The organism is Micromonospora sp. WMMD812 (assembly GCF_027497215.1).
Classification (GTDB): Bacteria; Actinomycetota; Actinomycetes; order Mycobacteriales; family Micromonosporaceae; genus Micromonospora.
Window position 1 is genome coordinate 6,701,492 of sequence record NZ_CP114904.1, and the last position, 21,110, is coordinate 6,722,601.

At 73.1% G+C, this 21,110-nt stretch carries 17 protein-coding genes; 7 read left to right on the forward strand and 10 right to left on the reverse strand.

Annotation, left to right across the window (positions count from 1 at the left end):
* Positions 1-85: 85 nt before the first annotated feature.
* Both O7603_RS30975 and O7603_RS30980 read right to left on the reverse strand, forming a co-directional pair.
* Entirely contained in the window at positions 86-2,110 is a 2,025-nt protein-coding gene (locus tag O7603_RS30975) for a hypothetical protein (protein WP_281573244.1), read from the reverse strand.
* Between the two features lie 340 nt (positions 2,111-2,450).
* Positions 2,451-3,932, reverse strand: a complete 1,482-nt coding sequence (locus O7603_RS30980) for an aminopeptidase P family protein (RefSeq protein WP_281573245.1) — start codon at positions 3,930-3,932, stop codon at positions 2,451-2,453.
* Between the two features lie 135 nt (positions 3,933-4,067).
* Between O7603_RS30980 and asnB the strand changes: the two genes are divergently transcribed.
* Entirely contained in the window at positions 4,068-6,029 is a 1,962-nt protein-coding gene (asnB, locus tag O7603_RS30985; RefSeq protein WP_281573246.1) for an asparagine synthase (glutamine-hydrolyzing), read from the forward strand.
* Between the two features lie 97 nt (positions 6,030-6,126).
* On the opposite strand, the gene O7603_RS30990 is transcribed toward asnB, so the two are convergent.
* From O7603_RS30990 to O7603_RS31000, 3 genes are read right to left on the reverse strand one after another with little or no spacing between them, the layout of a single operon-like run.
* The gene (locus O7603_RS30990; protein WP_281573247.1) at positions 6,127-8,364 is read right to left on the reverse strand and encodes a xanthine dehydrogenase family protein molybdopterin-binding subunit; all 2,238 of its coding nucleotides are present in this window, start codon (positions 8,362-8,364) and stop codon (positions 6,127-6,129) included.
* The gene (locus O7603_RS30995; protein ID WP_281573248.1) at positions 8,361-9,356 is read right to left on the reverse strand and encodes a xanthine dehydrogenase family protein subunit M; all 996 of its coding nucleotides are present in this window, start codon (positions 9,354-9,356) and stop codon (positions 8,361-8,363) included. The genes O7603_RS30990 and O7603_RS30995 overlap by 4 nt, the downstream gene beginning before the upstream one ends.
* Positions 9,343-9,843, reverse strand: a complete 501-nt coding sequence (locus O7603_RS31000) for a (2Fe-2S)-binding protein (protein WP_281576890.1) — start codon at positions 9,841-9,843, stop codon at positions 9,343-9,345. The genes O7603_RS30995 and O7603_RS31000 overlap by 14 nt, the downstream gene beginning before the upstream one ends.
* Before the next feature lie 168 nt (positions 9,844-10,011).
* Between O7603_RS31000 and O7603_RS31005 the strand changes: the two genes are divergently transcribed.
* Positions 10,012-11,166 (forward strand): XdhC family protein, encoded by a 1,155-nt coding sequence (locus O7603_RS31005; protein WP_281573249.1) that lies wholly within the window; start codon positions 10,012-10,014, stop codon positions 11,164-11,166.
* Positions 11,167-11,562: 396 nt separating this feature from the next.
* Positions 11,563-12,501 carry a carbohydrate kinase gene (locus O7603_RS31010; RefSeq protein ID WP_281573250.1) on the forward strand — a complete coding sequence of 313 codons (939 nt, stop codon included), beginning with the start codon at positions 11,563-11,565 and terminating at the stop codon, positions 12,499-12,501.
* Positions 12,502-12,600: 99 nt separating this feature from the next.
* Here O7603_RS31010 and O7603_RS31015 read toward each other — a convergent pair whose 3' ends face one another.
* Both O7603_RS31015 and O7603_RS31020 read right to left on the reverse strand, forming a co-directional pair.
* Positions 12,601-13,425, reverse strand: coding sequence for an MBL fold metallo-hydrolase (locus O7603_RS31015; protein WP_281573251.1), 825 nt, complete (start codon positions 13,423-13,425; stop codon positions 12,601-12,603).
* Positions 13,422-13,826, reverse strand: a complete 405-nt coding sequence (locus O7603_RS31020; RefSeq protein ID WP_281573252.1) for a hotdog domain-containing protein — start codon at positions 13,824-13,826, stop codon at positions 13,422-13,424. The genes O7603_RS31015 and O7603_RS31020 overlap by 4 nt, the downstream gene beginning before the upstream one ends.
* Positions 13,827-13,964: 138 nt before the next feature.
* Between O7603_RS31020 and O7603_RS31025 the strand changes: the two genes are divergently transcribed.
* Positions 13,965-15,023 (forward strand): phosphatase PAP2 family protein, encoded by a 1,059-nt coding sequence (locus O7603_RS31025; protein ID WP_281573253.1) that lies wholly within the window; start codon positions 13,965-13,967, stop codon positions 15,021-15,023.
* A 49-nt stretch (positions 15,024-15,072) separates the two neighbouring features.
* On the opposite strand, the gene O7603_RS31030 is transcribed toward O7603_RS31025, so the two are convergent.
* Genes O7603_RS31030 through O7603_RS31040 form a run of 3 tightly spaced genes read right to left on the reverse strand, consistent with a single transcriptional unit; the run spans position 15,073 to position 17,558 of the window.
* The gene (locus O7603_RS31030; protein ID WP_281573254.1) at positions 15,073-16,734 is read right to left on the reverse strand and encodes a PH domain-containing protein; all 1,662 of its coding nucleotides are present in this window, start codon (positions 16,732-16,734) and stop codon (positions 15,073-15,075) included.
* A 43-nt stretch (positions 16,735-16,777) separates the two neighbouring features.
* Positions 16,778-17,305 carry a PH domain-containing protein gene (locus O7603_RS31035; protein ID WP_281573255.1) on the reverse strand — a complete coding sequence of 176 codons (528 nt, stop codon included), beginning with the start codon at positions 17,303-17,305 and terminating at the stop codon, positions 16,778-16,780.
* A 22-nt stretch (positions 17,306-17,327) separates the two neighbouring features.
* Positions 17,328-17,558: a hypothetical protein gene (locus O7603_RS31040; protein ID WP_281573256.1), complete on the reverse strand. Its 231-nt coding sequence runs from the start codon at positions 17,556-17,558 to the stop codon at positions 17,328-17,330.
* Positions 17,559-17,799: 241 nt separating this feature from the next.
* Here O7603_RS31040 and O7603_RS31045 point away from each other — a divergent pair, with 241 nt between their 5' ends.
* Genes O7603_RS31045 through O7603_RS31055 form a run of 3 tightly spaced genes read left to right on the forward strand, consistent with a single transcriptional unit; the run spans position 17,800 to position 20,827 of the window.
* The gene (locus tag O7603_RS31045) at positions 17,800-18,906 is read left to right on the forward strand and encodes a MoxR family ATPase (RefSeq protein ID WP_281573257.1); all 1,107 of its coding nucleotides are present in this window, start codon (positions 17,800-17,802) and stop codon (positions 18,904-18,906) included.
* A complete protein-coding gene (locus O7603_RS31050; RefSeq protein ID WP_281573258.1) occupies positions 18,885-19,880 on the forward strand; it encodes a DUF58 domain-containing protein in 996 nt (331 codons plus the stop codon). Before O7603_RS31045 ends, O7603_RS31050 begins: the two co-directional genes overlap by 22 nt.
* Entirely contained in the window at positions 19,877-20,827 is a 951-nt protein-coding gene (locus O7603_RS31055) for a VWA domain-containing protein (RefSeq protein WP_281573259.1), read from the forward strand. Before O7603_RS31050 ends, O7603_RS31055 begins: the two co-directional genes overlap by 4 nt.
* Positions 20,828-21,110 lie beyond the last annotated feature (283 nt).

Sequence of the window (21,110 nt, forward strand, 5' to 3'; positions counted from 1 at the left end):
GCTCCACCCGCGGCGCTCCGCGGAATGGCCGGAGGTCTCACCCCAGGTGTGGCGGGGAGAGACCTCCGGCGTTATGTGGTGGTGCTCAGTTGAAGCAGTCGTCGACGGTCTTGGCGCAGTTGGTGGGGTCGTTGTCGGTGATGGTGGAGTCGTCGTCGAGCTTGACCTTGCCATCGTTGTTGAAGACGCCACCGGCGATCTTGTTGTGCTTGTCGCCGTTGTCGGCCTTGTTCTTCGTGACCTTGGTGTCGGTCAGGGTGACCTTGCCCTTGTTGTTGTAGATGCCGCCGCCGTTCTTGCCGGCGAAGTTCTCCTTGACCTTGCTGTCGCGCAGGACCAGGGAGGCCTCGAAGTCGTCGCGGTCCTTGTTGTCCTTGGACCAGTTGCTCGAGGCGGGCGAGCCGTTGTGCTCTTCGATGGGTTCGCCGTTGAAGATGCCGCCACCGAAGCGGTTGGCGCTGTTCTCGAGGATTTCGCTGTCGGTGATGGTGGCCGTGCCGCGCTTCTCCTCGTCCTTGCCCTTGTAGGAGTGGTTCTTGTCGTCGCTGTTGACGTTGTAGATACCACCGCCGTCCTTGTGGGCCTTGTTCTTCTCGACGGTGCTGTTCTTGACCGTCAGGACGGTGTCGACGGCGTAGATGCCGCCGCCGTTCTCGCCGGCGACGTTGTTCTTGACGAAGCTCCAGCTGACCTCGACGAAGCCGTCGGTGCTGGACAGGCCGCCGCCGTTCTTCTTGGCGGTGTTGCCCTCGATGAGGGTCTTCTCGATCTCGACGGTGCCGGCCTTGTCGTCGTCCTTGCGGTCGTCGTCCTTGCGGTCGTCGTCCTTGCGGTCGTGGCCGTTGTAGCTCGACTCGTACTTCTTCTTCTTGTCCTTGTCGCTGTGGCCGTTGGCCACGCCGCCGCCGTTCTTGCCGGCGGTGTTGTTGGTGATGCGGGACTCGCCGCCCTTGCCGTCGTGGGAGCCGGACACCTTGAGGACACCGGCGTTGAAGATGGCACCGCCGTCTTCGTCGGCGTGGTTGTTGTCGAAGGTGCTGCTCTCGACGTCGAGCCGGCCGAAGTTGGCGACCGCGCCGCCGTTGTTCTCGGCGCTGTTGAGGAAGAACTTGGTGTTCACGAGGTGGGCCTCGCCGCCCCGCTCGACCAGCAGACCACCGCCGTCGCCCTCGTGCTCCTTGTCGTCCTTGTCGTCCCAGTCCTTGCCGTCCTTGCCGTTCCAGTCCTTGGACTCCTCGCCGTGCGAGCCGTTCTCGGCTGGGGCGAGCACGGGCATCGCCGCCGCCAGCGCGGCAGCGACCTGCGCGGCGGTCGCGGGCTGGGCCACCTTCGCGGCAGCCGCCGGCTTCGCGGCGGTCGCCGGCTGGGCCACCTTCGCGGCGGTCGCCGGCTTCGCGGCAGCCGCCGGCTGGGCCGGGACGGGCGCCGGAGCCGCGGCCGGCTTCGCCGGGACGGGCGCCGGAGCCGGAGCGCCACCGCCGTGCCCGGACTGGTTGCCGTTCGGCTCGTACTTGCCGTTCTCGTGGCCCTTGTCGTTCTCGTGGCCCTTGTCGTTCCCGTGGTCCTTGCGCTTGTCGTCGTCGGAGGCCGCGCCGTTCTTGACCTCCACGTCCTTCAGGGTCAGGTCACCACCGTCAGCGACCCGGAAGATCCGGAAGCCGTCCTTCGACTCACGCTTGATCGTCGCGCCGTTGCCCTCGATCTTGATCTCCTGCTTGATCGTGGGCAGACCCGCCTCGTCCTTCTTGTCGAACTCGTCGAGTTCGTAGGTGCAGTCCCGGGCCAGCTTCAGCGTGCCACCGTCGTCCCGGTTGGCGAGGTCGAGGGCCTCGATCAACTCATCGTCGTCGCAGTCCACCTCCCGCACCTTGTCGTCCTTGTCGTCCCGGTCCTTGTCGTCCCGGCCCTTGTCGTCGTGGTCCTGCTCCCGGCCCTGATCGCTGGCGTTCAGCGGAGCCGCCGCGCGGTTCTCCGAAGCGCGCTGCGCGTCGTCGGACTTGTCGTCACGGGCGGCGATGCCACCCAGCGCCGCCAGACCGACGACACCGGTCAGCCCGGCCACGCCGGTGACGACCCAGAGGGCCCGCCGTCTGTTCGTCTGCGGGCTCACGGGAGGCCCGCCGTCGGAAGTGGTTACGTCCTTGTACATCCGAGCTTCCGTCCTTCCCTGCTATCAGACTGGGTCACACCAGCTGAGGCGGCGCGACCAGCTACAAATCGGTTGCAGCCTCTGATCCACACCGTATGAGAAGGATCCTCACGAGAGCGCGGTTATCTGAAAAAACCCCATATTCCGGACGAGTCTGGGGCGAGCCGCCGTGGTCGGGGCAGATGGGGCCGGCAGGGGTGAGAGCAGCGCAAACGGCGGCGGGCCCCACCAATGGCGTCCTGACGACGAGAAATGTCGCAGAAGCCGGCGGTGGGGCCCGCCGTTGTCGGTCGTGCGCGGGTCAGCCCGGCAGGCGCGGGCCCGCCTCGCGCTGCGCGGCCAGCCAGGTCTCCACCTCGTCGGCGGCGCGCGGCAGCCCGGCCGAGAGGTTCACCGCGCCGGTCGCGGTGACCAGCACGTCGTCCTCGATCCGGATGCCGATGCCGCGCAGCTCCTCGGGGACCAGCTCGTCCTCCGGCTGGAAGTAGAGCCCGGGCTCGACGGTGAGCACGTAGCCCTCGCCGAGGGTGCCGTCGCGGTACTTCTCCTTGCGCGCATTGGCGCAGTCGTGCACGTCGATGCCGAGCATGTGCCCGAAGCCGTGCAGCGTCCAGCGCCGGTAGACGGTCGACTTCTCGTCCATCGCCTCGTCCACGCTCACCGGCAGCAGGCCCAGGTCGGCCAGGCCCTCGGCCAGCACCCGCATGCAGGTCAGGTGGACGTCGCGGAACTTCACCCCGGGCTTGATCACGTCGATGCCGGCCTGCTGCGAGGCGTGCACGATGTCGTAGACCTGGCGCTGGAGCGGGGTGAACCGGCCGTTGACCGGCAGCACCCGCGTCACGTCGGCGGTGTAGAGGTTGCGGTTCTCCACGCCCATGTCCATCAGCAGCAACTGGCCGGGACGGGTGGTGCCATGGTTGTGCACCCAGTGCAGGATCGTGGCGTGCTCGCCCGCGCCGACGATCGAGCTGTAGCCGACGTCGTTGCCCTCGTGCCGGGCGCGCAGCCCGAAGATCCCCTCCAGCAGCCGCTCGGAGACGCCCCGGTCGGCGGGGATCGCCCGGGCCACGTCCTCGAAGCCGCGGACGGTCGCGTCGATGGCGTCCTGGAGCTGGGCAATCTCCCACTCGTCCTTGACCAGCTTCAGCTCCGAGATGGCGATGGCCAGCTCCCGGTCCCGGGGCGGCTGGCTCTCGGCGCGGGCGCCGTCGTACGGGCGCACGGCCGCGTCCACCACCGGGTCGAAGCCGCGCAGCACCCGGGTACGCCCCGGCGCCAGGTCGGCCAGCGCCGCGTCCAGCCCGCTGAGGTCCGCGGTCGGCAGGCCCAGCTCGGCGGACTTCTCGGTCAGCGTGTGCCGGCGGCCGACCCAGAGCTCGCCGTGCCGGCTGCGGAAGAACTCGTCGGTCTCCCGCGACGAGCGGGGGCGCATGTACAGCGTCGCGTCGTGCCCCGAGCCGTTCGGCCGCAGCACGAGCACGCTGTCCGGATCGTGATCGCCCGTCAGGTAGGCGAAGTCGCTGCCCGGCCGGAACGGGTAGGCGGTGTCGTTGGCGCGTACCTTCTCGTTGCCGGTGGGGATCACCAGCGTCTCGCCGGGGAAGGCCGCCGAGAGGGCCGCCCGGCGCTTGGCGTAGTTGGGCACCTCCGGCCGAGGGCCGACCGGCAGTTCGGTGTCCCGCCAGCCCTGCCGCATGAACGACAGGAACGCCTCCGGGAAGTCCGGATCGTGCGATTCGGTGCCGTCTGCCGGCGTAGCGTCGGTGCGCTCCTCGGTCATGCTCCGCTCCCTCCGCGTCGATGCTGGCCCCGACGGTACCCTCCGGGCCGGAAGCGGTGGAGCCGGTGGGGGAGCACGACCCGGATCGCCGGACGGCCGCGACCGCCGTCCGGCGCCCGTGGGAAGATGACCACCATGTGCGGACTCCTGGCCTTCTTCAGCGCGCGCGGCGACGCCGGCGCGCACCGCGACCACATCGCCGGCGCCCTGGAATGCCTGCACCACCGCGGCCCCGACGAGACAGGGGTCGAGCTGGTGGGGGACGCCTCCGGCCGGTACGCGGACGGGGTCTTCGCCCACAAGCGCCTGGCGATCATCGACGTGGCCTCCAGCCACGAGCCGCTGCCCTACGCCGACGGCCGCTACCTGCTGACCTTCAACGGCGAGATCTACAACTACATCGAGCTGCGCGACGAGCTGGTCCGTGACTTCGGCGCCCGGTTCGCCACCGCCGGTGACGGCGAGGTGATCGTCGCCGGCTACCACTACTGGGGCGAGCAGGTGCTCACCCGGCTGCGGGGGATGTTCGCCTTCGTCATCTGGGACCGCCAGGAGCGCCGGGCGTTCGGCGCCCGCGACTACTTCGGCATCAAGCCGCTGCACTACCTGGAGACTGCGGACGGGCTCTACCTCGCCTCGGAGAAGAAGGCGCTGCTGCCGTTCGCGCACGCCAACTACCAGGGTGACGCCGGCATCGACAACGCCAACCTGAGCCACTACCTGACCCTGCAGTACGTCCCGGAGCCCGGCACGCTGCACAAGGGGATCAACCGGATCGGGTCGGGCGAGTACCTGACCTGGACCCCGGGCGGCCGGATCGACGTACGCCGCTGGTACCGGCCGGTGTTCCGGCCCGCCCCCGTCGACGACGAGCAGAAGCTCTACCACGAGATCCGGGAGACGCTGCGGGAGAGCGTCCGGATGCACATGCGTTCGGACGTGCCGGTCGGTTCGTTCCTCTCCAGCGGCATCGACTCGACCGCGGTGGTGGCGCTGGCGCGGGAGTTCAACCCGAACATCCTCACCTTCACGGTCGGCTACGACGTGCCCGGCTACTCGGAGATCGACGTCGCCCAGGACTCGGCCCGCCACCTCGACGTGACCACGATCCCGACGAAGATCGGGCCGCAGGACATGATCGAGGCGCTGCCGAAGATCGTCTGGCACCTGGACGACCCGGTCGCCGACCCGGCCCTGGTGCCGCTCTACTTCGTGGCGAAGAAGGCGGCCGAGCACGTCACCGTTGTGCTCTCAGGCGAGGGCGCGGACGAGTTCTTCGGCGGCTACACCATCTACCGCGAGCCGCTCTCGCTCAGCTCGGTCAACGGCCTGCCCGGCGGTGTGCAGAAGGGGCTGCGGGCGGTCTCCAAGGCCATCCCGCAGGGCGTCAAGGGCAAGAGCTTCCTGGAGCGGGGCACGACCCCGATCGAGGAGCGCTACTACGGCAACGCCCGGATGTTCACCGAGGAGGAGAAGCAGCACCTGCTCCGCCGGTACGACCCGTCGGTGCGCTACACCGACGTCACCGCGCCGATCTACGCCGAGGCCACCGAGCTGGACGACGTCACCAAGATGCAGTACGTCGACCTCTACACCTGGCTCCGGGGTGACATCCTCGTCAAGGCCGACCGGATCTCGATGGCCCACTCGCTCGAGGTGCGGGTGCCGTTCCTCGACCGCGAGGTCTTCGACGTCGCGGCGAAGATCCCGGTGGACCTGAAGCTGCCCCCGCGCTCCGACGCCACCAAGTACGCGATGCGCCAGGCGTTGCAGGGCGTGGTGCCGCCGGCCATCGTCAACCGGAAGAAGCTGGGCTTCCCGACCCCGACCCGGGTCTGGCTGCGCGGCGAGATGTACGAGTGGGCCCGGCACGTCCTGGCCACCTCCGGCGCCGGCGACCTGCTTGACCTGTCGTACGCGCTGCGGCTGCTCGAGGAGCACAAGCGGGAGGAGGCGGACCACTCGCGCAAGGTGTGGACCGTGCTGATCTTCTGCGTGTGGCACGCCATCTTCGTGGCGAAGACCATCGACCCGGGCATCCAGCGCAACCAGTCCGCCCTGCTCACCAAGCCGGTGGTCGGCTCCATGGTCCGCTGACCGGCGCGGCCCCACGCCGGGCCGACCCTGTTGATCAAGAGGTTTGCGTCATCCGGAGACGTTCCGGTGACGCAACCTCTTGATCATCAGGTGGCCCTCAGAGGAGCTTCTCCAGCGTGATCGGCAGCTCGTACTGGCGCCGGCCGGTCGCGTGGTGGACTGCGTTGGCGATCGCCGCCGCCGCCCCCACCACGCCGATCTCGCCGACCCCCTTGATCCCGATCGGGTTCACCACGTCGTCGCGCACCTCGATGGTGTCCACCACCACGTCCGGGACGTCCGCGTTGACCGGCACCAGGTAGTCGGCGAGGCTGGCGTTGGCCCAGCGGCCGATCCGCGGGTCCATCCGGGTGGCCTCCAGCAGCGCCTGGCCCAGTCCCCAGAGCATCCCGCCCATGAGTTGGCTGTGCGCCGTCTTGCGGTTGAGCACCCGACCCGGGGCGAAGACGCCGACCATCCGGCGTACCCGGACCACACCGAGGTCGGCGTCCACCGCCACCTCGGCCATCTGCGTGCCGAAGGTGTGCAGGCCGTACCCGGCGTCCTGCGGCGGCGGGTTCCAGATGCCGAGCACCTCCATGTCCGGGGCCATGGTCCGTTGCAGCAGGTCGGCGTACGTCTCGCCGACGTCGGGCCGGTCGCGCCGCACCATCCGTCCGTCGCGGACCTCCACGCCGGCCGGGTCGGCCCCGTGCAGGGGCGATCGCCCGTCGGCCACCGCGCGCTGGATGAGCTGGTCGCGCAGCTGTGTCGCCGCGATGTGCACGGCCGAACCGACCGCGCTGGTGCCGGTCGAGCCCACCGCGGCGGTGATGTTCGGCAGGTCGCTGCTGCCGCCGACGAACCGGACCCGGTCCACCGGCAGGCCCAGTGCGTCCGCGGCGACCTGGGTCATCGCGGTGTAGACGCCGGTGCCGAACTCCGAGACGCCCGCCTCGACCACGGCCGTGCCGTCGCTGTAGAGCCGGGCCTTGGCGCGCTGCGGGTTCACCGGCTGGGCGATCGGGTACAGCGCACCAGCCATGCCGGTGCCGATCAGCCACCGCCCCTCTCGCCGGGACCCGGGCCGCGGATCCCGGTCGTGCCAGCCGAACAGCTCGGCCGCTCGCTGGTAGCACTCCCGGAGCCCGTTGCTGGACCACGGGTGCCCGTTCTCCGGGTCGGTGTCCGCGTAGTTGCGTAGCCGCAGCTCCAGCGGGTCGACGCCGACCCGCTCGGCCAGCTCGTCCATCGCGCACTCCAGGGCGAACATCCCGCTGGCCTCGCCGGGGGCGCGCATGAAGGTGGGAGTGATGGTGTTGCCCCGGACCAGGTGGTAGACGCCCTCGTAGTTCGGGCTGGTGTACGCCACCGCCGCGCTCTGCAGCGACGGCTCCGCCCAGTCGTCGAACGGCGAGGTGAGGGAGGTCTTGTGGTGGCGGAGCGCGCTGATCCGCCCGTCGGCGTCGGCGCCGATGCTGATCTGCTGCTCCTGCTCCTCCCGGTGCCCGCAGGAGGTGAACATCTGCTCCCGGGTGAGCGCCAGCCGGACCGGCCGCCGCACCTGCCGGGCGGCCATCGCGGCGAGCGCGGGGTGGTGCCAGATCATCGCCTTGGACCCGAAGCTGCCGCCCACGGCGTGGCTGACCACCCGGATCGAGATCGGCGGGAGGCCGAGCAGCGCGGCGACGGTGAACTGGGTGGCGCTCGGCCCCTGGGTCGCGTCGTAGATGGTGAGCCGGTCGACGTCGTCCCAGACGGCCGTGCTGGCCGAGGGCTCGATGGGGTTGTGGTGGTTGGGCGCGAACCGGTAGGTCGCCTCGACCCGCACCTCCGCCTCGGCCAGAGCCTTGGCCACGTCGCCGCGGGACGAATGCCCCGGCAGCAGGCCGCCGAAGATCCGGTCCGGCACGTACGCCCGGTCGCGCGCCTGGTCGAGCAGGGTGGTGGCGGGGGTGGTGTCGTACTCGACCCGGATCAGCGTGGCGGCGTGCTCGGCGCGTTCGATGGTGTCGGCGACCACGATCGCGACCGGCTGGCCGCCGTAGTGGATGGTCTCGTCCTGCAGCGGGAAGAACGTCTGCCCGTGTGCGGCCAGCCCGGCCAGGGCGGGCAGGAGCGGCGGCACGGTGGCGACCCGGTCCAGGTTGCGATGGGTGAGCACGGCCAGCACCCCCTCGGCCCGCTCGGCCTCGTCGGTGTTGATCGCCGTGATCCGGCCGCTGGCCACCGTCGCGTTCAGCAGCACCGCGTGGGTCAGCCCGGTCAACGCCACCTCGGCCGAGTAGCGCGACTCGCCGCGTACCTTGAAGCGGCCGTCCACCCGGTTCAGGGTGGCGCCGATCGCGGGGCTCATGCCGTTGCCTCCCGTTTCGCCATCTCCATGAGGGCCCGGACGATGGTCCGCCGGCCAAGTTCGATCTTGAAGGCGTTCATCCCGTGCGGCACCGCAGCCGCCATCTCCGCCTCGGCGGCGCGGGTGAAGGAGTCGACGGTCGCCGGGGCGCCGTCGAGCACCCGCTCGGCCGCGCGGGCACGCCACGGCTTGGTGGCCACCCCGCCCAGCGCCAGCCGGATCTCCGCGATCCGGCCGCCGGCCACCGCCATGGCCACCGCGACGGAGGCGAGCGCGAACTCGTACGACTCGCGGTCGCGGATCTTGATGTAGCGGGAGGTGGCCGCGACCGGGAGCGGCGGGAGGTCGACGCCGGTGATCAGCTCGCCGTGGCTCAGCGGGTGCTCACGCTCCGGGGTCTGCCCGGGCAGCAGGTAGAAGTCGTCGATCGGGATGCTGCGGGAACCGGCCGGGCCCTCGGTCCGCACCACCGCGTCCAACGCCACCAGCGCGACGGCCAGGTCGGACGGGTGGGTGGCGATGCAGCAGTCGCTGGTGCCGAGCACCGCGTGCCCGCGGTTGACCCCGTCCAGCGCGCTGCACCCCGTGCCTGGGGCGCGCTTGTTGCAGGGGACCTCGGTGTCCCGGAAGTAACTGCAGCGCACCCGTTGCAGGAGGTTGCCGCCGATGGTGGCCATGTGCCGCAGCTGGGGCGAGGCGCCGAGCACCAGCGCCTCGGCCACCGTCGGGTAGCGCCGGGCCACCGCCGGCTGCTCGGCCACGTCGCTCATGCGGGCGAGCCCGCCGAGCCGCAGCCCGCCGTCCGGCAGTTCCTCGACCTGGTTCAACGGCAGGTCGTTGATGTCGACCAGGCGGCGGGGCTGCTCGACGTAGATGCGGAGCAGGTCGACCTGGGTGGTCCCACCGGCCAGGAAGGCGCTCTCCGGGTCGGCGGCGACCGTGCCGATCGCGGTGCCGACGTCGGAGACCCGGGAGTAGCTAATCGGCCGCACGGCTGCCCCCCTGCTCGTCCCGCACCCGGCGGATCGCGGCACGGATGTGCGGATAGGCGGCGCAGCGGCAGATGTTGCCGCTCATCCAGTCCCGGATCTCGGCGTCGTCGCCGGCGTGTCCCTCGTCGAGCAGCGCCACCGCCGACATGATCTGCCCGGGAGTGCAGTAGCCGCACTGGAAGGCGTCGGCGTCCAGGAACGCCTGCTGCATCGGGTGCAGCGTGTCGCCGTCGGCCAGCCCCTCGATCGTGGTCACCTCGCGGTTCTCGCAGGTGATCGCGAGGGTCAGGCAGCCCAGCACCCGCCTTCGGTCGACCCAGACCGTGCACGCCCCGCAGGCGCCCTGGTTGCAGCCCTTCTTCGTCCCGGTCAGATCGAGACGGTCCCGGAGCGCGTCGAGCAGGCTCACCCGTGGCTCCACCATGATCGTCCGACTCTCGCCGTTGACCCGCAGGCGGACCTCGACCTCACCCGGACCCCGGACCACCGCGCTGTCCGGGGTCGGCGCCGTCCTGGTCGTCTGGTACGACTTCACCAACTCGCACCCCCTTGTGTTCTGTCTGACCATATATTCCGGATCGGCATCTATTGCGAGAGATCGTCCGACTTGCCCCCGCGGTGGGGTGGTCGACGCACCGGGACGGGAGGCGGGCGCGTGCGGGACGTGTTCGACGAGGTGCACCGCCACTGGCGGGCCGGTGAGCCGGTCGCGCTGGCGACCGTCGTGGCTACCTGGCGCTCGGCGCCGCAGCCGCCCGGCGCCGCGATGCTGGTCACGGCCGACGGCACGGTCACCGGCAGCGTCTCCGGCGGCTGTGTCGAGGCCGACCTGTACGAACGGGCGCGTGCCGTGCTCGACACCGGCAGCCCGGAACTGGTCCGCTACGGCGTCAGCGACGACGACGCGTACGCGGTCGGGCTGACCTGCGGCGGGGTGCTCGACGTGTACGTGGAGCGGGTGACGCCCGCCGGCTTCCCCGAACTCGACGCGGTCGCCGCCGCCCGCGAGGCCGGCCGCCCGGCCGCGGTGGTCACCTGCGTCGCCGCCGACGTCGGCGACCCGCCCGGGACCGCGGTGCCGGCCGACCCGGACCGGCGGCTCGGCCGGCGGCTGGTGCTGGCCGGCGACCGGGTGGTCGGGTCGCTCGGCGGCGACCGGCTGGACGCCGCGGCGGCCGCCGACGCGCTCGGGCTGCTCGCGGCCGGACGCAGCGGAGTGCTCCGGTACGGCTACCACGGACAGCGCCGGGGCAGTGGCGTGAGCCTCTTCGTCGCGGCGTACGCCACGCGGCCCCGGATGCTCGTCTTCGGCGCCATCGACTTCGCCGCCGCGGTGGCCCGGATCGGCGCCTTCCTCGGCTACCGGGTGACCGTCTGCGACGCCCGCCCGGTGTTCGCCACCGCCCGGCGATTCCCGGAGGCGCAGGAGGTGGTCGCCGACTGGCCGCACCGCTACCTGCGGACGGAGCTGGACGCCGGCCGGGTCGACCCGCGGACCGTGGTCTGCGTGCTGACCCACGACCCGAAGTTCGACGTGCCGGTGCTCGCGCTGGCGCTGCGCCACCCGCTGGCGTACGTCGGGGCGATGGGGTCCCGGCGTACCCACGACGAGCGGCGTAAGCGCCTGCGCGAGGCGGGGGTCGGCGAGGAGCAACTCGCCCGGCTCGCCTCGCCGATCGGGCTGGACCTGGGCGGGCGCACGCCGGAGGAGACCGCGGTGAGCGTCGCCGCGCAGATCGTCGCCGGCCGCTGGGGCGGCACCGGCCGACCGCTGGCCGACCTGGCCGGGCCGATCCACCACCCGGGCTAGGCGCCGGGCCGATCCGCCACCCGGGCCAGGCGCAAGGCCGATTTGTCACCCGGGCCAGGCGCCGGGCCGATCCATCACCCGGGCCAGGCGCAGGCCCATCCATCACCTGGGCCAGGCGGTCCGGCGCCGATCCATCGTTCGGGCTGGGCCCGGCCCCGGATCCGCTCCCGGGGTCCGCGGCAGGTGGTGGACCAGGTCGTCGACGAGCACCGTGCCGACCCGTGGCGTGTCCCGTGCCCCGCACGCATCCCGGCGGGCCAATACCGTATCTTCGGCGCTCGTCACGACGCGCGCTGTGCCAGCCTGGTGCGACGAGATCTCCCCAGGCACGACGGCGGGTGGGGTGGCCCGCTCCGGCCGGGCGGCGTGGCGGCCGGCGACGACGGAAGGACCGGAATGGGATACGCGGTGGTGCTCGGCGAGGCACTGATGGACCTGCTCGAGACCGAGCGCGGCGGGGAGCCGGTCTACCGGCAGGCGATCGGCGGCGGGCCGCTGAACGTCGCCGTCGGGGTGTCCCGGCTCGGCGGCGCGGCGCAGTTCGTCGGTTCGTTCGGCGACGACGCGCTCGCCGGCCGGATCCGCGACTTCCTCACCACCGTCGGTGTCGGGCTGGACGGCGCGATCACCGCGCCGGTGCCGACCGCGCTCGCGGTGGTCAGCCACGCCGGGGCGGAACCCGACTTCCGCTTCTACGGCGAGCCGCCCTCGTACGGCCTGCTCGGCGCCGACGACGTGGACATCGCGCTCGTCGAGGGGGCCGACGTGCTCTACTGCGGGTCGATCGTGCTGCTGCGGCCAACGGTGCTCGCCGCCGCGCGGCGGGCCTGGTCGCTCGCCGCCGGTGGCCTGCGCGTGTTCGACCCGAACGTGCGGCCCCGGCTGCTGGACGGCCCGGCCGCGCTGGCCGGCCTGCGCGAGGTGGTGGCCGAGTTCGCCGCCGGGGCGCACCTGGTCAAGCTCAGCAGCGCGGACGCGGAGCTGCTCTACCCCCGGGAGCCGGTCGAGGGGGTCGCGGCGTACCTGCGCGAACTGGGCGCCGCGACGGTGGTGGTGACCCTCGGCGCGGACGGCGCGGTGCTCGCCGCCGCCGACGCCGACCCGGTCCGGGTGCCGGCACCCAAGGTCAACCCGGTGGACGCCACCGGCGCGGGGGACTCGGTGATGGCGGCGCTCGTCGCCGACCTGCTCGCCGACGGCGAGCCGACCGACCCGGCGGGCTGGGTCGAGCGGGTGGCGTTCGCGCTGCGCGTCGCCGGGCTGGTCTGCGAGTCGCCCGGCGGCGCCACCTCCATGCCCACCCGCGCCGACGTCCTCCAGCGCTTCACCCGCTGACCCAGCTTCCGCGATCTTGCACTTTCGGCCCCTAATCTGTCCCGATTCGCGTTTTTCGCCGGGGCGGAAACCGCAAGATCGCGGGGGATGAGGGCGGGGTCAGGGGGTGAGTTCGCGGTAGCCGCGGCGGGCGGCCGTGCGGGCCGTCGGGGCCGCGAACGGGGCGTGGGCGGCTACGTCCTCCGGGGGTGTGCCGTCGCGGTGGCCGGCCCGGATCAGCGCGGCCAGGTCGACCAGCTGCCGGTGCTGGGCGCGGACGAACTCCGCGTCCACCGGCGTGCCGTGTCCCGGCACCACCACCGTGGCGGGCGTGGTCAGCCGGAGCAGGTCCGCGACGGCGTCCGGCCACCGCAGCGGGTACGAGTCCTCGAAGGCGGGCGGCGCGCCCTGCTCGACCAGGTCGCCGGCGACGAGCACGTCCGCGTCCGGCACGTGCACCACCAGATCGCCGTCGGTGTGCCCGAGACCGGGGTGGCGCAGCAGCACCGGCCGCCCGCCCACGTCGAGCACGGTCTCGCCGCGCACCGGGTGCGTCGGCGCGAGCAACTCGGTGCCGGCCACCCCGGGGGCGAGGACCGGCCACTCCGCGCTCACCTCTGCGTACGCCTCGCGGCGCAGCCGGTCCGGGTGGTCCCGCAGAGCGGCCGCGACGCGTTCGTGCGCGTACACCGGGCGGGGCGGATCGGCGGCGAGCGTCGCGTTGCCGAAGCAGTGGTCGAAGTGGTGGTGCGTGTTCACCACCGACCAGGGCGCGGCGGTGACCACCCGGGCGGCGGCGGCCAGCTCGGCGGCCTGCCCGGCGGTCGAGAGAGTGTCCACCAGCAGCGCGGCGCCGTCGCCGACCACCAGCGTGACGTTCACGTCGAGCAGCGGCTCGCGCAGCACGTGCACCCGGTCGGCGACCTCGACGAACCGGAGGGTCATGCGGGCCGCGACGCGCGCTCCACGAAACGCTGGCGGTCGACGAGCACCCGCTCCACCCGCCCGTCGGCCACCGTGTCGTCCCCGTCGGTGACGATCACCTCGAACAGCAGCCGCCGCCCGTCGACCTTGGCCAGCCGGGCCTGTGCCCGGACCGTCCGCCCGATCGGGGTCGGCGCCCGGTGGTCCAGCTCGACCCGCAGCCCGACCGTGGTCATCCCGGCCGGCATCCGGGCGGCGGTCGCGGCGACCGTCGCGGCCTCGGCGAGCGCCAGGACCCGGGGCGTGCCCAGCACCGGCACGTCGCCGGAGCCGACCGCCTGCGCGGTGTCGGCGTCGGTCACAGTCAACTCCACCCGGGCGCTCAGCCCCGGGACGAACGCGGGCTCCGACTGCTCCTGCATGGCCCACAGCCTAGGTGCTGCCCGACCCGCCGGCCACGCGCGCGGGGCCCGCGGACACGCCGCGACCGGCCCGACGACCCTCGCCGCCCTGGTGGTCGGCGTCGGTCGATGGGTCGACCGCCGTTAACCTTGACCGCGATGGCCGTCGTGACTGACCCCCAGCCCCCCGCCCGGACCGACCCGCCCGCGTCGCCCGACGGCGGGCGTCGCCGCCTGGTCGCCATGGCGATCTGGGGTGCCGCCTTCGTCGTCGGCTGGCTCGGTATCGGGCTGCCCACCGACCCGACGTACGCGTTCCTCTGGATCTGGGCCGCCACCATCGCCTGGAACTCGTCCCGGCCGTGGCGCAGCCACCTGCGCTTCGCCCGGGACTGGGTGCCGGTGGTGGTGCTCTTCGCCGTGTACAACCTCTCCCGGGGGTTCGCCGACAACGGCGCCGTCCCGCACGCCTACGAGCTGGTCGTCGCCGACCGCTTCATGTTCGGCTGGGCGACCGGCGGCCAGGTGCCGACGGTGTGGTTGCAGCAGCACCTCTACCGGCCGCAGGTGCAGTGGTGGGACGTGCTGGTGAGCTGGGTCTACTTCTCGCACTTCGTGGTCGCGCTCGCCGCCGCCGCCGTGCTCTGGCTGCGCAACCGGGCGCGCTGGGGCGCGTACATGCGGCGGTGGGCCTTCCTCTGCGCCGCCGGCCTGGTCACCTACTTCCTCTACCCGGCCGCGCCGCCGTGGTGGGCCGCGCAGAACGGCCTGATCGAGGACGTCGCCCGGATCTCCACCCGGGGCTGGAAGGAGTTCGGCATGCACGGGGCCGGCAACCTGCTCAACGCCGGCCAGATCGCGTCGAACCCGGTGGCCGCGATGCCCTCGCTGCACACCGCCTGGGCGCTCTTCGTGGTGCTGTTCTTCCTCAACGCGACCCGCCGGCGCTGGTGGCCGCTGCTGCTCGCGTACCCCCTGGCGATGACCTTCACCCTGGTCTACGCGGGCGAGCACTACGTGATCGACGTGCTGGTCGGCTGGGCGTACGTCGGGATGACCTTCCTGGTGGTCGGCCTGGCCGAGCGCTGGTGGGCCGCCCGCAAGGCCCGCCGCGGGCCGCCCGACGAGGCGGCGCCGACCACCGGCGGCGAAGTCGGGGACACGGCGACGGACCAGGCCCCCACCGCCGACCCGTCCGCGCTGCCCGCCACCCGCTGACCCCCGCGGGTCTCCGGGGAAGCCAACCGGCCCGCTCAGCCGGCCCCGCTCAGCCGGCCCGGCGGGCGGCATGCGTGCGCGTGACCAGCTCGGCGGCCAGCGCCCAGGCCTCGGCGAGGTCGCGCTCCTCGGCCACCGCGCCCGCCCCGCCCGCGGTGTCCGCGTGCACGGTGGCCAGGCCGAGACGCCGCTGCAGCGGCCCCTGCACCACCCGGACGCTCTGGATCCGGGCGTACGGTACGAGCGTGAGCTGCCGGGTCAGCAGCCCGGACCGGACCGCGAAGACCCGCTCGTGCAGCCCCGCGCCGAGCGCGCCGCGCCCCAGCGGGTGCAGCCAGCGGGCCCGTGGCGGCGGCGGGTGCAGCGGCAACCCGGTCAGCCCCACCCCGGGCAGCACCTCGCTGACGATCCGTTCGGCGGTCGGCTGGTCGCCGACCGGCAGCAGCCGGTCCGGGCGGTTGCGTTCGTCCGCCTCGCCGACCGAGTAGCCGGCCACCTCCAGCCGCAGCCGGAGCCAGCCCTTCGCCCGCCACAGCAGCGGCCAGGTGGCGCGGACGGTCTGCACCCGGTCCAGCGGCACCGTCTGCGCCCGCGTCTCCAGCAGGCCGTTGCGGACCCGCAGCGTCCCGTCGTCGCGGGCCAGCCGGAAGTTCCAGTCGTCGAGGACCCGGCGCACCGGCTGCAACACCACGCCGGCCATGGCGGTGAGGGTGCTGGCCACCGCGACGAACGACCACGAGCCCTCGGAGAGAAACTGGACCACCACGAAGGCCACGCCGAACGGCAGCAGGAACGCCTGCGGCGTGAGCAACTGGCTGATCAGCAGGTCCTGGTTGCGTACGGTGTGCAGCGGCCGGCCGGGTGGCACGTCGGCCGGCGCGGGCGGCGGGCCCGCCGGCGTGGTCGTGGGACCGGCCGGTCCGGCGGGTTCGGGCGCGGCGACCGGCTGCCCGGCCCGGCCGGCCAGGACCAGCAGCCGCGCTCGCAACGCGGTCGCGTCAGCCACGCTGAGATACGCCAACGGCGCCTCGGTCTTGCCGCCGCCCACCACCTCGAGGCGCAGCTCGGCGAGGCCGGTGAGCTGGGCGAGCAGCGGCCGGACCACCTCGACGGCCTGCAGCCGCTCCAGCGGGATGGCCCGGGTCCGTCGCCAGAGCAGCCCCTCGTACACCCGCAGCTCGCGGCCGACCACGTGGTAGCCGGTGTTGTACCAACTGATCACCGACAGCACGGTCGCGCCCAGCGCCAGCACGACGACCATCGCGGCGAACCAACCGAAACCCACGCGGGACAGCGTCGACCAGGAGAGCCCGGCGATCACCACGACCAGCGACTTGGCGCCGTGCAGCGCCGGGCTGAGCGGGTGCAGTCGCTGGCGGGGTTCCCCCTGCTCGCCCCACGGCGGGCCGGGCGGCGCGCCGCCCGGATACGGCGGTGCCCCTCCCGGTGGGTGGGGCGCCGGCGACGCGCCGGGGTACGGACCCGGGTACGCCGGCCACCCGCCGTTCGGCGGCGGTCCGGGGTAGGGCACCGGGCCGGGGTGCGGCGGCGGTCCGGGGTGGGGCACCGGGCCGGGGTGCGGCGGCGGGCCGGGGTGCGGCGGCGGTCCGGGGTGGGGCACCGGGCCGGAGTGCGGCGGCGCACCGGCGGGTGGTGGGCCGGGATCCGGCGCGGGCGGTCGGGTGCCCGGCTCGGCGGGGCCCTCGCTCATCGGGGCCGTCCCGCCGGCGCCGGCGACGAGTCGGAGCGGCCGGTCACAGGCCCTCCGCCCGGTCCTCGCCGAGGGCGGTCAGCCGGTCGCGCAGCCGGGACGCCTCGGCGGGCCGCAGCCCGGGCACCCGGGCGTCGCTGGCCGCCGCGGCGGTGTGCAACTGGACGGTCGCCAGGTCGAAGGCGCGTTCCAGCGGCCCGGCGCTGACGTCGACGAACTGCATCCGGGCGTACGGGACGATGGAGAGCCGCCGGACCAGCAGCCCGTGCCGGACCAGCAGGTCGTTCTCCCGCTCGGCGTAGCCCCAGGCGCGGACCGCCCGGACGATGGAGACGGCCCGGGCGGCGGTCAGCAGCAGGATGACAGCGAGACCCAGCCCGAACAGCCAGTGCCCGCTGAGCGCCCAACCGATCGTCACCGCGACCACGACGACGGCCACCAGCACGGCCAGCCGGACCAGCTCCACCCAGATCAGGTCCCGGGAGATCGGCTGCCAGCGTACGGTCTCCGGCCACGGCTCCAGCGGCCCGGCGGCGGCCGGCGGTGGCCCGGTGAATTCCGCTCCGCTCACCGCGGGGACCCGATCTGCGCGCTCACGCTTCGAGCGTAGGCGATCCGGACAGCGGCGCGACCGCACGAAGGAAGCCCCGGGTGTCGAGAAAGTCGCCGAGCGACTCACGGTGCGCGTCGCACGCCAGCCAGGTCTTGCGGCGATCGGCGTCGTGCAGGCGTGGATTGTTCCACCGCAGCGCCCAGAGCGCCGGCGCGCGGCATCCCTTGGCCGAGCAGATCAGCGGCTCGTCAGCGGAAGAGGGACTGCTCATCCCGGCCAGTCTAGGGCGGCGGGACGCAGAGGTTGAGCGCCGGGCGGCCACGGGGGGAGCCGCCCGGCGACGGGGTGAATCGTACACGCGGCGGACCGGTCCCTGTCCACCCCGTCTGTGGCGATTCGGCCGAGCAGGACGGCGTGGCGAAAATCGGGTTCTCCCCACCTCCGTACTCAGCCGGGCATGCGAGTCTTGTTAGGCACCACGCCGCGACAACCGATGATGCTGTGGAGGACCGGTGGCCCAGCCGACCACGCCCGACGCTCCGACCCCGAACGGGGCGGCCCCGCAGACGCCCGCGCCGGCGACCACACCCGCCGAGGACGCGACCCTGCTGGAGCGGGCGCTGTTCGAGATCAAGAAGGTGATCGTCGGTCAGGACCGGATGGTCGAGCGGATGGTCGTCGCGTTGCTCGCCCGCGGCCACTGCCTGCTGGAGGGGGTGCCCGGGGTGGCCAAGACCCTCGCGGTGGAGACCCTCGCCAAGGTCGTCGGCGGCTCGTTCGCCCGGGTGCAGTTCACTCCGGACCTGGTGCCGGCCGACATCATGGGCACCCGCATCTACCGGCAGTCGAGCGAGAAGTTCGACGTCGAACTCGGTCCGGTGTTCGTCAACTTCCTGCTCGCCGACGAGATCAACCGGGCCCCGGCCAAGGTGCAGTCGGCCCTGCTGGAGGTGATGAGCGAGAAACAGGTGTCCATCGGCGGGGAGAGCCACAAGGTGCCGGATCCGTTCCTGGTGATGGCCACCCAGAACCCGATCGAGCAGGAGGGCGTCTACCCGCTGCCGGAGGCGCAGCGGGACCGCTTCCTCATGAAGATCGTCGTGGGCTATCCGACCGATGCCGAGGAACGCGAGATCGTCTACCGGATGGGAGTGGCCGCGCCGGAGCCCGCCGCGGTGTTCACCAGCGCCGACCTGCTCGCGCTACAACGCAAGGCGGACCAGGTCTTCGTGCACAACGCGCTGGTGGACTACGCGGTCCGGCTGGTGCTCGCGACCCGCGCCCCGGCCGAGCACGGCATGCCGGACGTCGCGCAGCTGATCCAGTACGGCGCCAGCCCGCGGGCCTCGCTCGGGCTGGTGCGGGCCACCCGGGCGCTCGCGCTGCTGCGCGGCCGGGACTACGCGCTGCCGCAGGACGTCCAGGACATCGCCCCGGACATCCTGCGCCACCGTCTGGTGCTCAGCTACGACGCGCTCGCCGACGACGTGCCCGCCGACCACATCGTGCACCGGGTGATGGCCACGATCCCGCTGCCCTCGGTCGCGCCCCGGCAGCAGGCCTCGCCGACGCCGACCGCTCCGCCGCCGGGCGCCGGGTGGCCCGGGCCGCGCCCGTGACCTCAGCCACCCCTCGCCCGGCCACCGGCGACCGCTCGGAGGCAGTGCTGTCCCGGCTGCAGCTGCTGGTCACCCGCAAGCTCGACGGCCTGCTCCAAGGGGACTACGCCGGCCTGCTGCCCGGCCCGGGCAGCGAAGCGGGGGAGTCGCGCGAGTACCGGCCCGGGGACGACGTGCGCCGGATGGACTGGCCGGTCACCGCGCGCACCACCATGCCGCACGTCCGGCGGACCATCGCCGACCGGGAGTTGGAGACGTGGCTGGCGGTGGACCTCTCCGCGAGCCTGGACTTCGGCACCGGCCAGTGGCTCAAGCGGGACGTGGTCGTGGCCGCGGCGGCCGCGATCACCCACCTGACCGTCCGCGGCGGGAACCGGATCGGCGCGGTCGTCGGCACCGGCGGCGGCTCGACGCCACCGGCCGGGCGCCGCCGGATGCCGCCGGTCGCCGGGCCGGGGGTGCTGACTCGGCTGCCCGCCCGTTCCGGCCGCAAGGAGGCGCAGGGCCTGCTCCGGGCGATCGCCGGCACCGAGGTGCGGCCCGGCCGCAGCGACCTCGGCGCCCTGGTCGACATGCTCAACCGTCCGCCCCGGCGACGCGGCGTGGCGGTGGTCGTCTCCGACTTCCTCGCCCCGCCCACCCAGTGGGCCCGGCCGCTGCGCAAGCTGCGGGTACGCCACGACGTGCTGGCCGTCGAGGTGGTCGACCCGCGCGAGCTGGAACTGCCCGACGTCGGGGTGCTGCCGGTCGTCGACCCGGAGACGGGTGAGCTGCACGAGGTGCAGACCGCCGATCCTGGGCTGCGGCGCCGCTACGCCGAGGCGGCCGCCGCCCAGCGCGCGGAGATCTCCGCCGCGCTGCGCGCCGCCGGCACCGCCCACCTGCGCCTGCGTACCGACCGAGACTGGCTGCTGGACATGGTGCGCTTCGTGGCCGCGCAGCGGCACGCCCGCACCCGGGGGACGACACGATGATCCGTTTTCTGCAACCGTGGTGGCTGCTGGCCGTGCTGCCGGTGCTCGCCCTCGCCGCGCTCTACGTCTGGCGGCAGCTGCACCGTCGGGCGTACGCGGTGCGCTTCACCAACGTGGACCTGCTGCGCACCCTGGCGCCGAAGGGGCTGGGCTGGCGGCGACACGTCCCGGCGACCGCGTTCCTGCTCTGCCTGCTGGTGCTGTCCACCGCCCTGGCCCGTCCGGCGATGGACACCAGGGAACCACTGGAACGGGCCACCGTCATGCTCGCCATCGACGTGTCCCTGTCGATGCAGGCCGACGACGTGGCGCCGAACCGGCTGGAGGCCGCGCAGGAGGCGGCCAAGCAGTTCGTCGCCGAGCTGCCGGAGACGTACAACCTGGGGCTGGTCTCGTTCGCCAAGTCGGCGAACGTGCTGGTGCCGCCGAGCAAGGACCGGGAGGCGGTGACCAGCGCGATCGACGGGCTGGTGCTGGCCGAGGCGACCGCGACCGGTGAGGCCGTCTTCACCTGCCTGGAGGCGATCCGGTCGGTGCCCGCCGACGGCGCCGCCGGGATGCCGCCGGCGCGGATCGTGCTGCTCTCCGACGGCTACCGGACCTCGGGCCGATCGGTGGAGGAGGCGGCGGCCGCCGCACAGGCGGCGAACGTGCCGGTCTCCACGATCGCGTTCGGCACCGACGGCGGTCAGGTGGACATCGGCGGCCAGTTGCAACGGGTGCCGGTCGACCGGCTGGCCCTGGCGGAGCTGGCCGAGACGACCGAGGGCTACTTCTACGAGGCGGCCTCGGTGAGCGAGCTGAAGCAGGTCTACCAGGACATGGGCAGCTCGATCGGGTTCCGCACCGAGCCGCGTGAGGTGACCCAGTGGTACGCCGGGGTGGCGCTGCTGCTCGCGCTCTTCGCCGGGGCGCTCAGCCTGCTCTGGTCGTCCCGGATGCTGTGACGGCCGGCCGCCCTCGCGGCCGGCCGGCGGATGGTCGGCCGGCCGCGAGCGCGGCGGGTCGGTGACGGGGTGGTCGGTGACCGGGGTCAGTGGCCAGCGAGCACGAAGATGACGGCCACCCAGACGGCGGCGAGGGTGAAGCCCAACGGGGCGATGTAGCGGCTCATGGACGGCTCCGAGTGGCGACTGGGGGTGGATCAGGACGCGCACACGAAGTCGTGACCGGGCGGCTCCCGGGGCCGCCCGGGCATCGGACGGCGCACGCCGCGACCCCCGGCGGACG

Excerpts from the sequence above, each read along its gene's own strand:
- O7603_RS30980 (WP_281573245.1), bottom strand. The coding sequence starts at position 3,932 with ATGACCGAGGAGCGCACCGACGCTACGCCGGCAGACGGCACCGAATCG.
- asnB (WP_281573246.1), top strand. The coding sequence starts at position 4,068 with ATGTGCGGACTCCTGGCCTTCTTCAGCGCGCGCGGCGACGCCGGCGCG.
- O7603_RS30990 (WP_281573247.1), bottom strand. The coding sequence starts at position 8,364 with ATGAGCCCCGCGATCGGCGCCACCCTGAACCGGGTGGACGGCCGCTTC.
- O7603_RS31010 (WP_281573250.1), top strand. The coding sequence starts at position 11,563 with ATGGGATACGCGGTGGTGCTCGGCGAGGCACTGATGGACCTGCTCGAG.
- O7603_RS31015 (WP_281573251.1), bottom strand. The coding sequence starts at position 13,425 with ATGACCCTCCGGTTCGTCGAGGTCGCCGACCGGGTGCACGTGCTGCGC.
- O7603_RS31020 (WP_281573252.1), bottom strand. The coding sequence starts at position 13,826 with ATGCAGGAGCAGTCGGAGCCCGCGTTCGTCCCGGGGCTGAGCGCCCGG.
- O7603_RS31025 (WP_281573253.1), top strand. The coding sequence starts at position 13,965 with ATGGCCGTCGTGACTGACCCCCAGCCCCCCGCCCGGACCGACCCGCCC.
- O7603_RS31030 (WP_281573254.1), bottom strand. The coding sequence starts at position 16,734 with ATGAGCGAGGGCCCCGCCGAGCCGGGCACCCGACCGCCCGCGCCGGAT.
- O7603_RS31040 (WP_281573256.1), bottom strand. The coding sequence starts at position 17,558 with ATGAGCAGTCCCTCTTCCGCTGACGAGCCGCTGATCTGCTCGGCCAAG.
- O7603_RS31055 (WP_281573259.1), top strand. The coding sequence starts at position 19,877 with ATGATCCGTTTTCTGCAACCGTGGTGGCTGCTGGCCGTGCTGCCGGTG.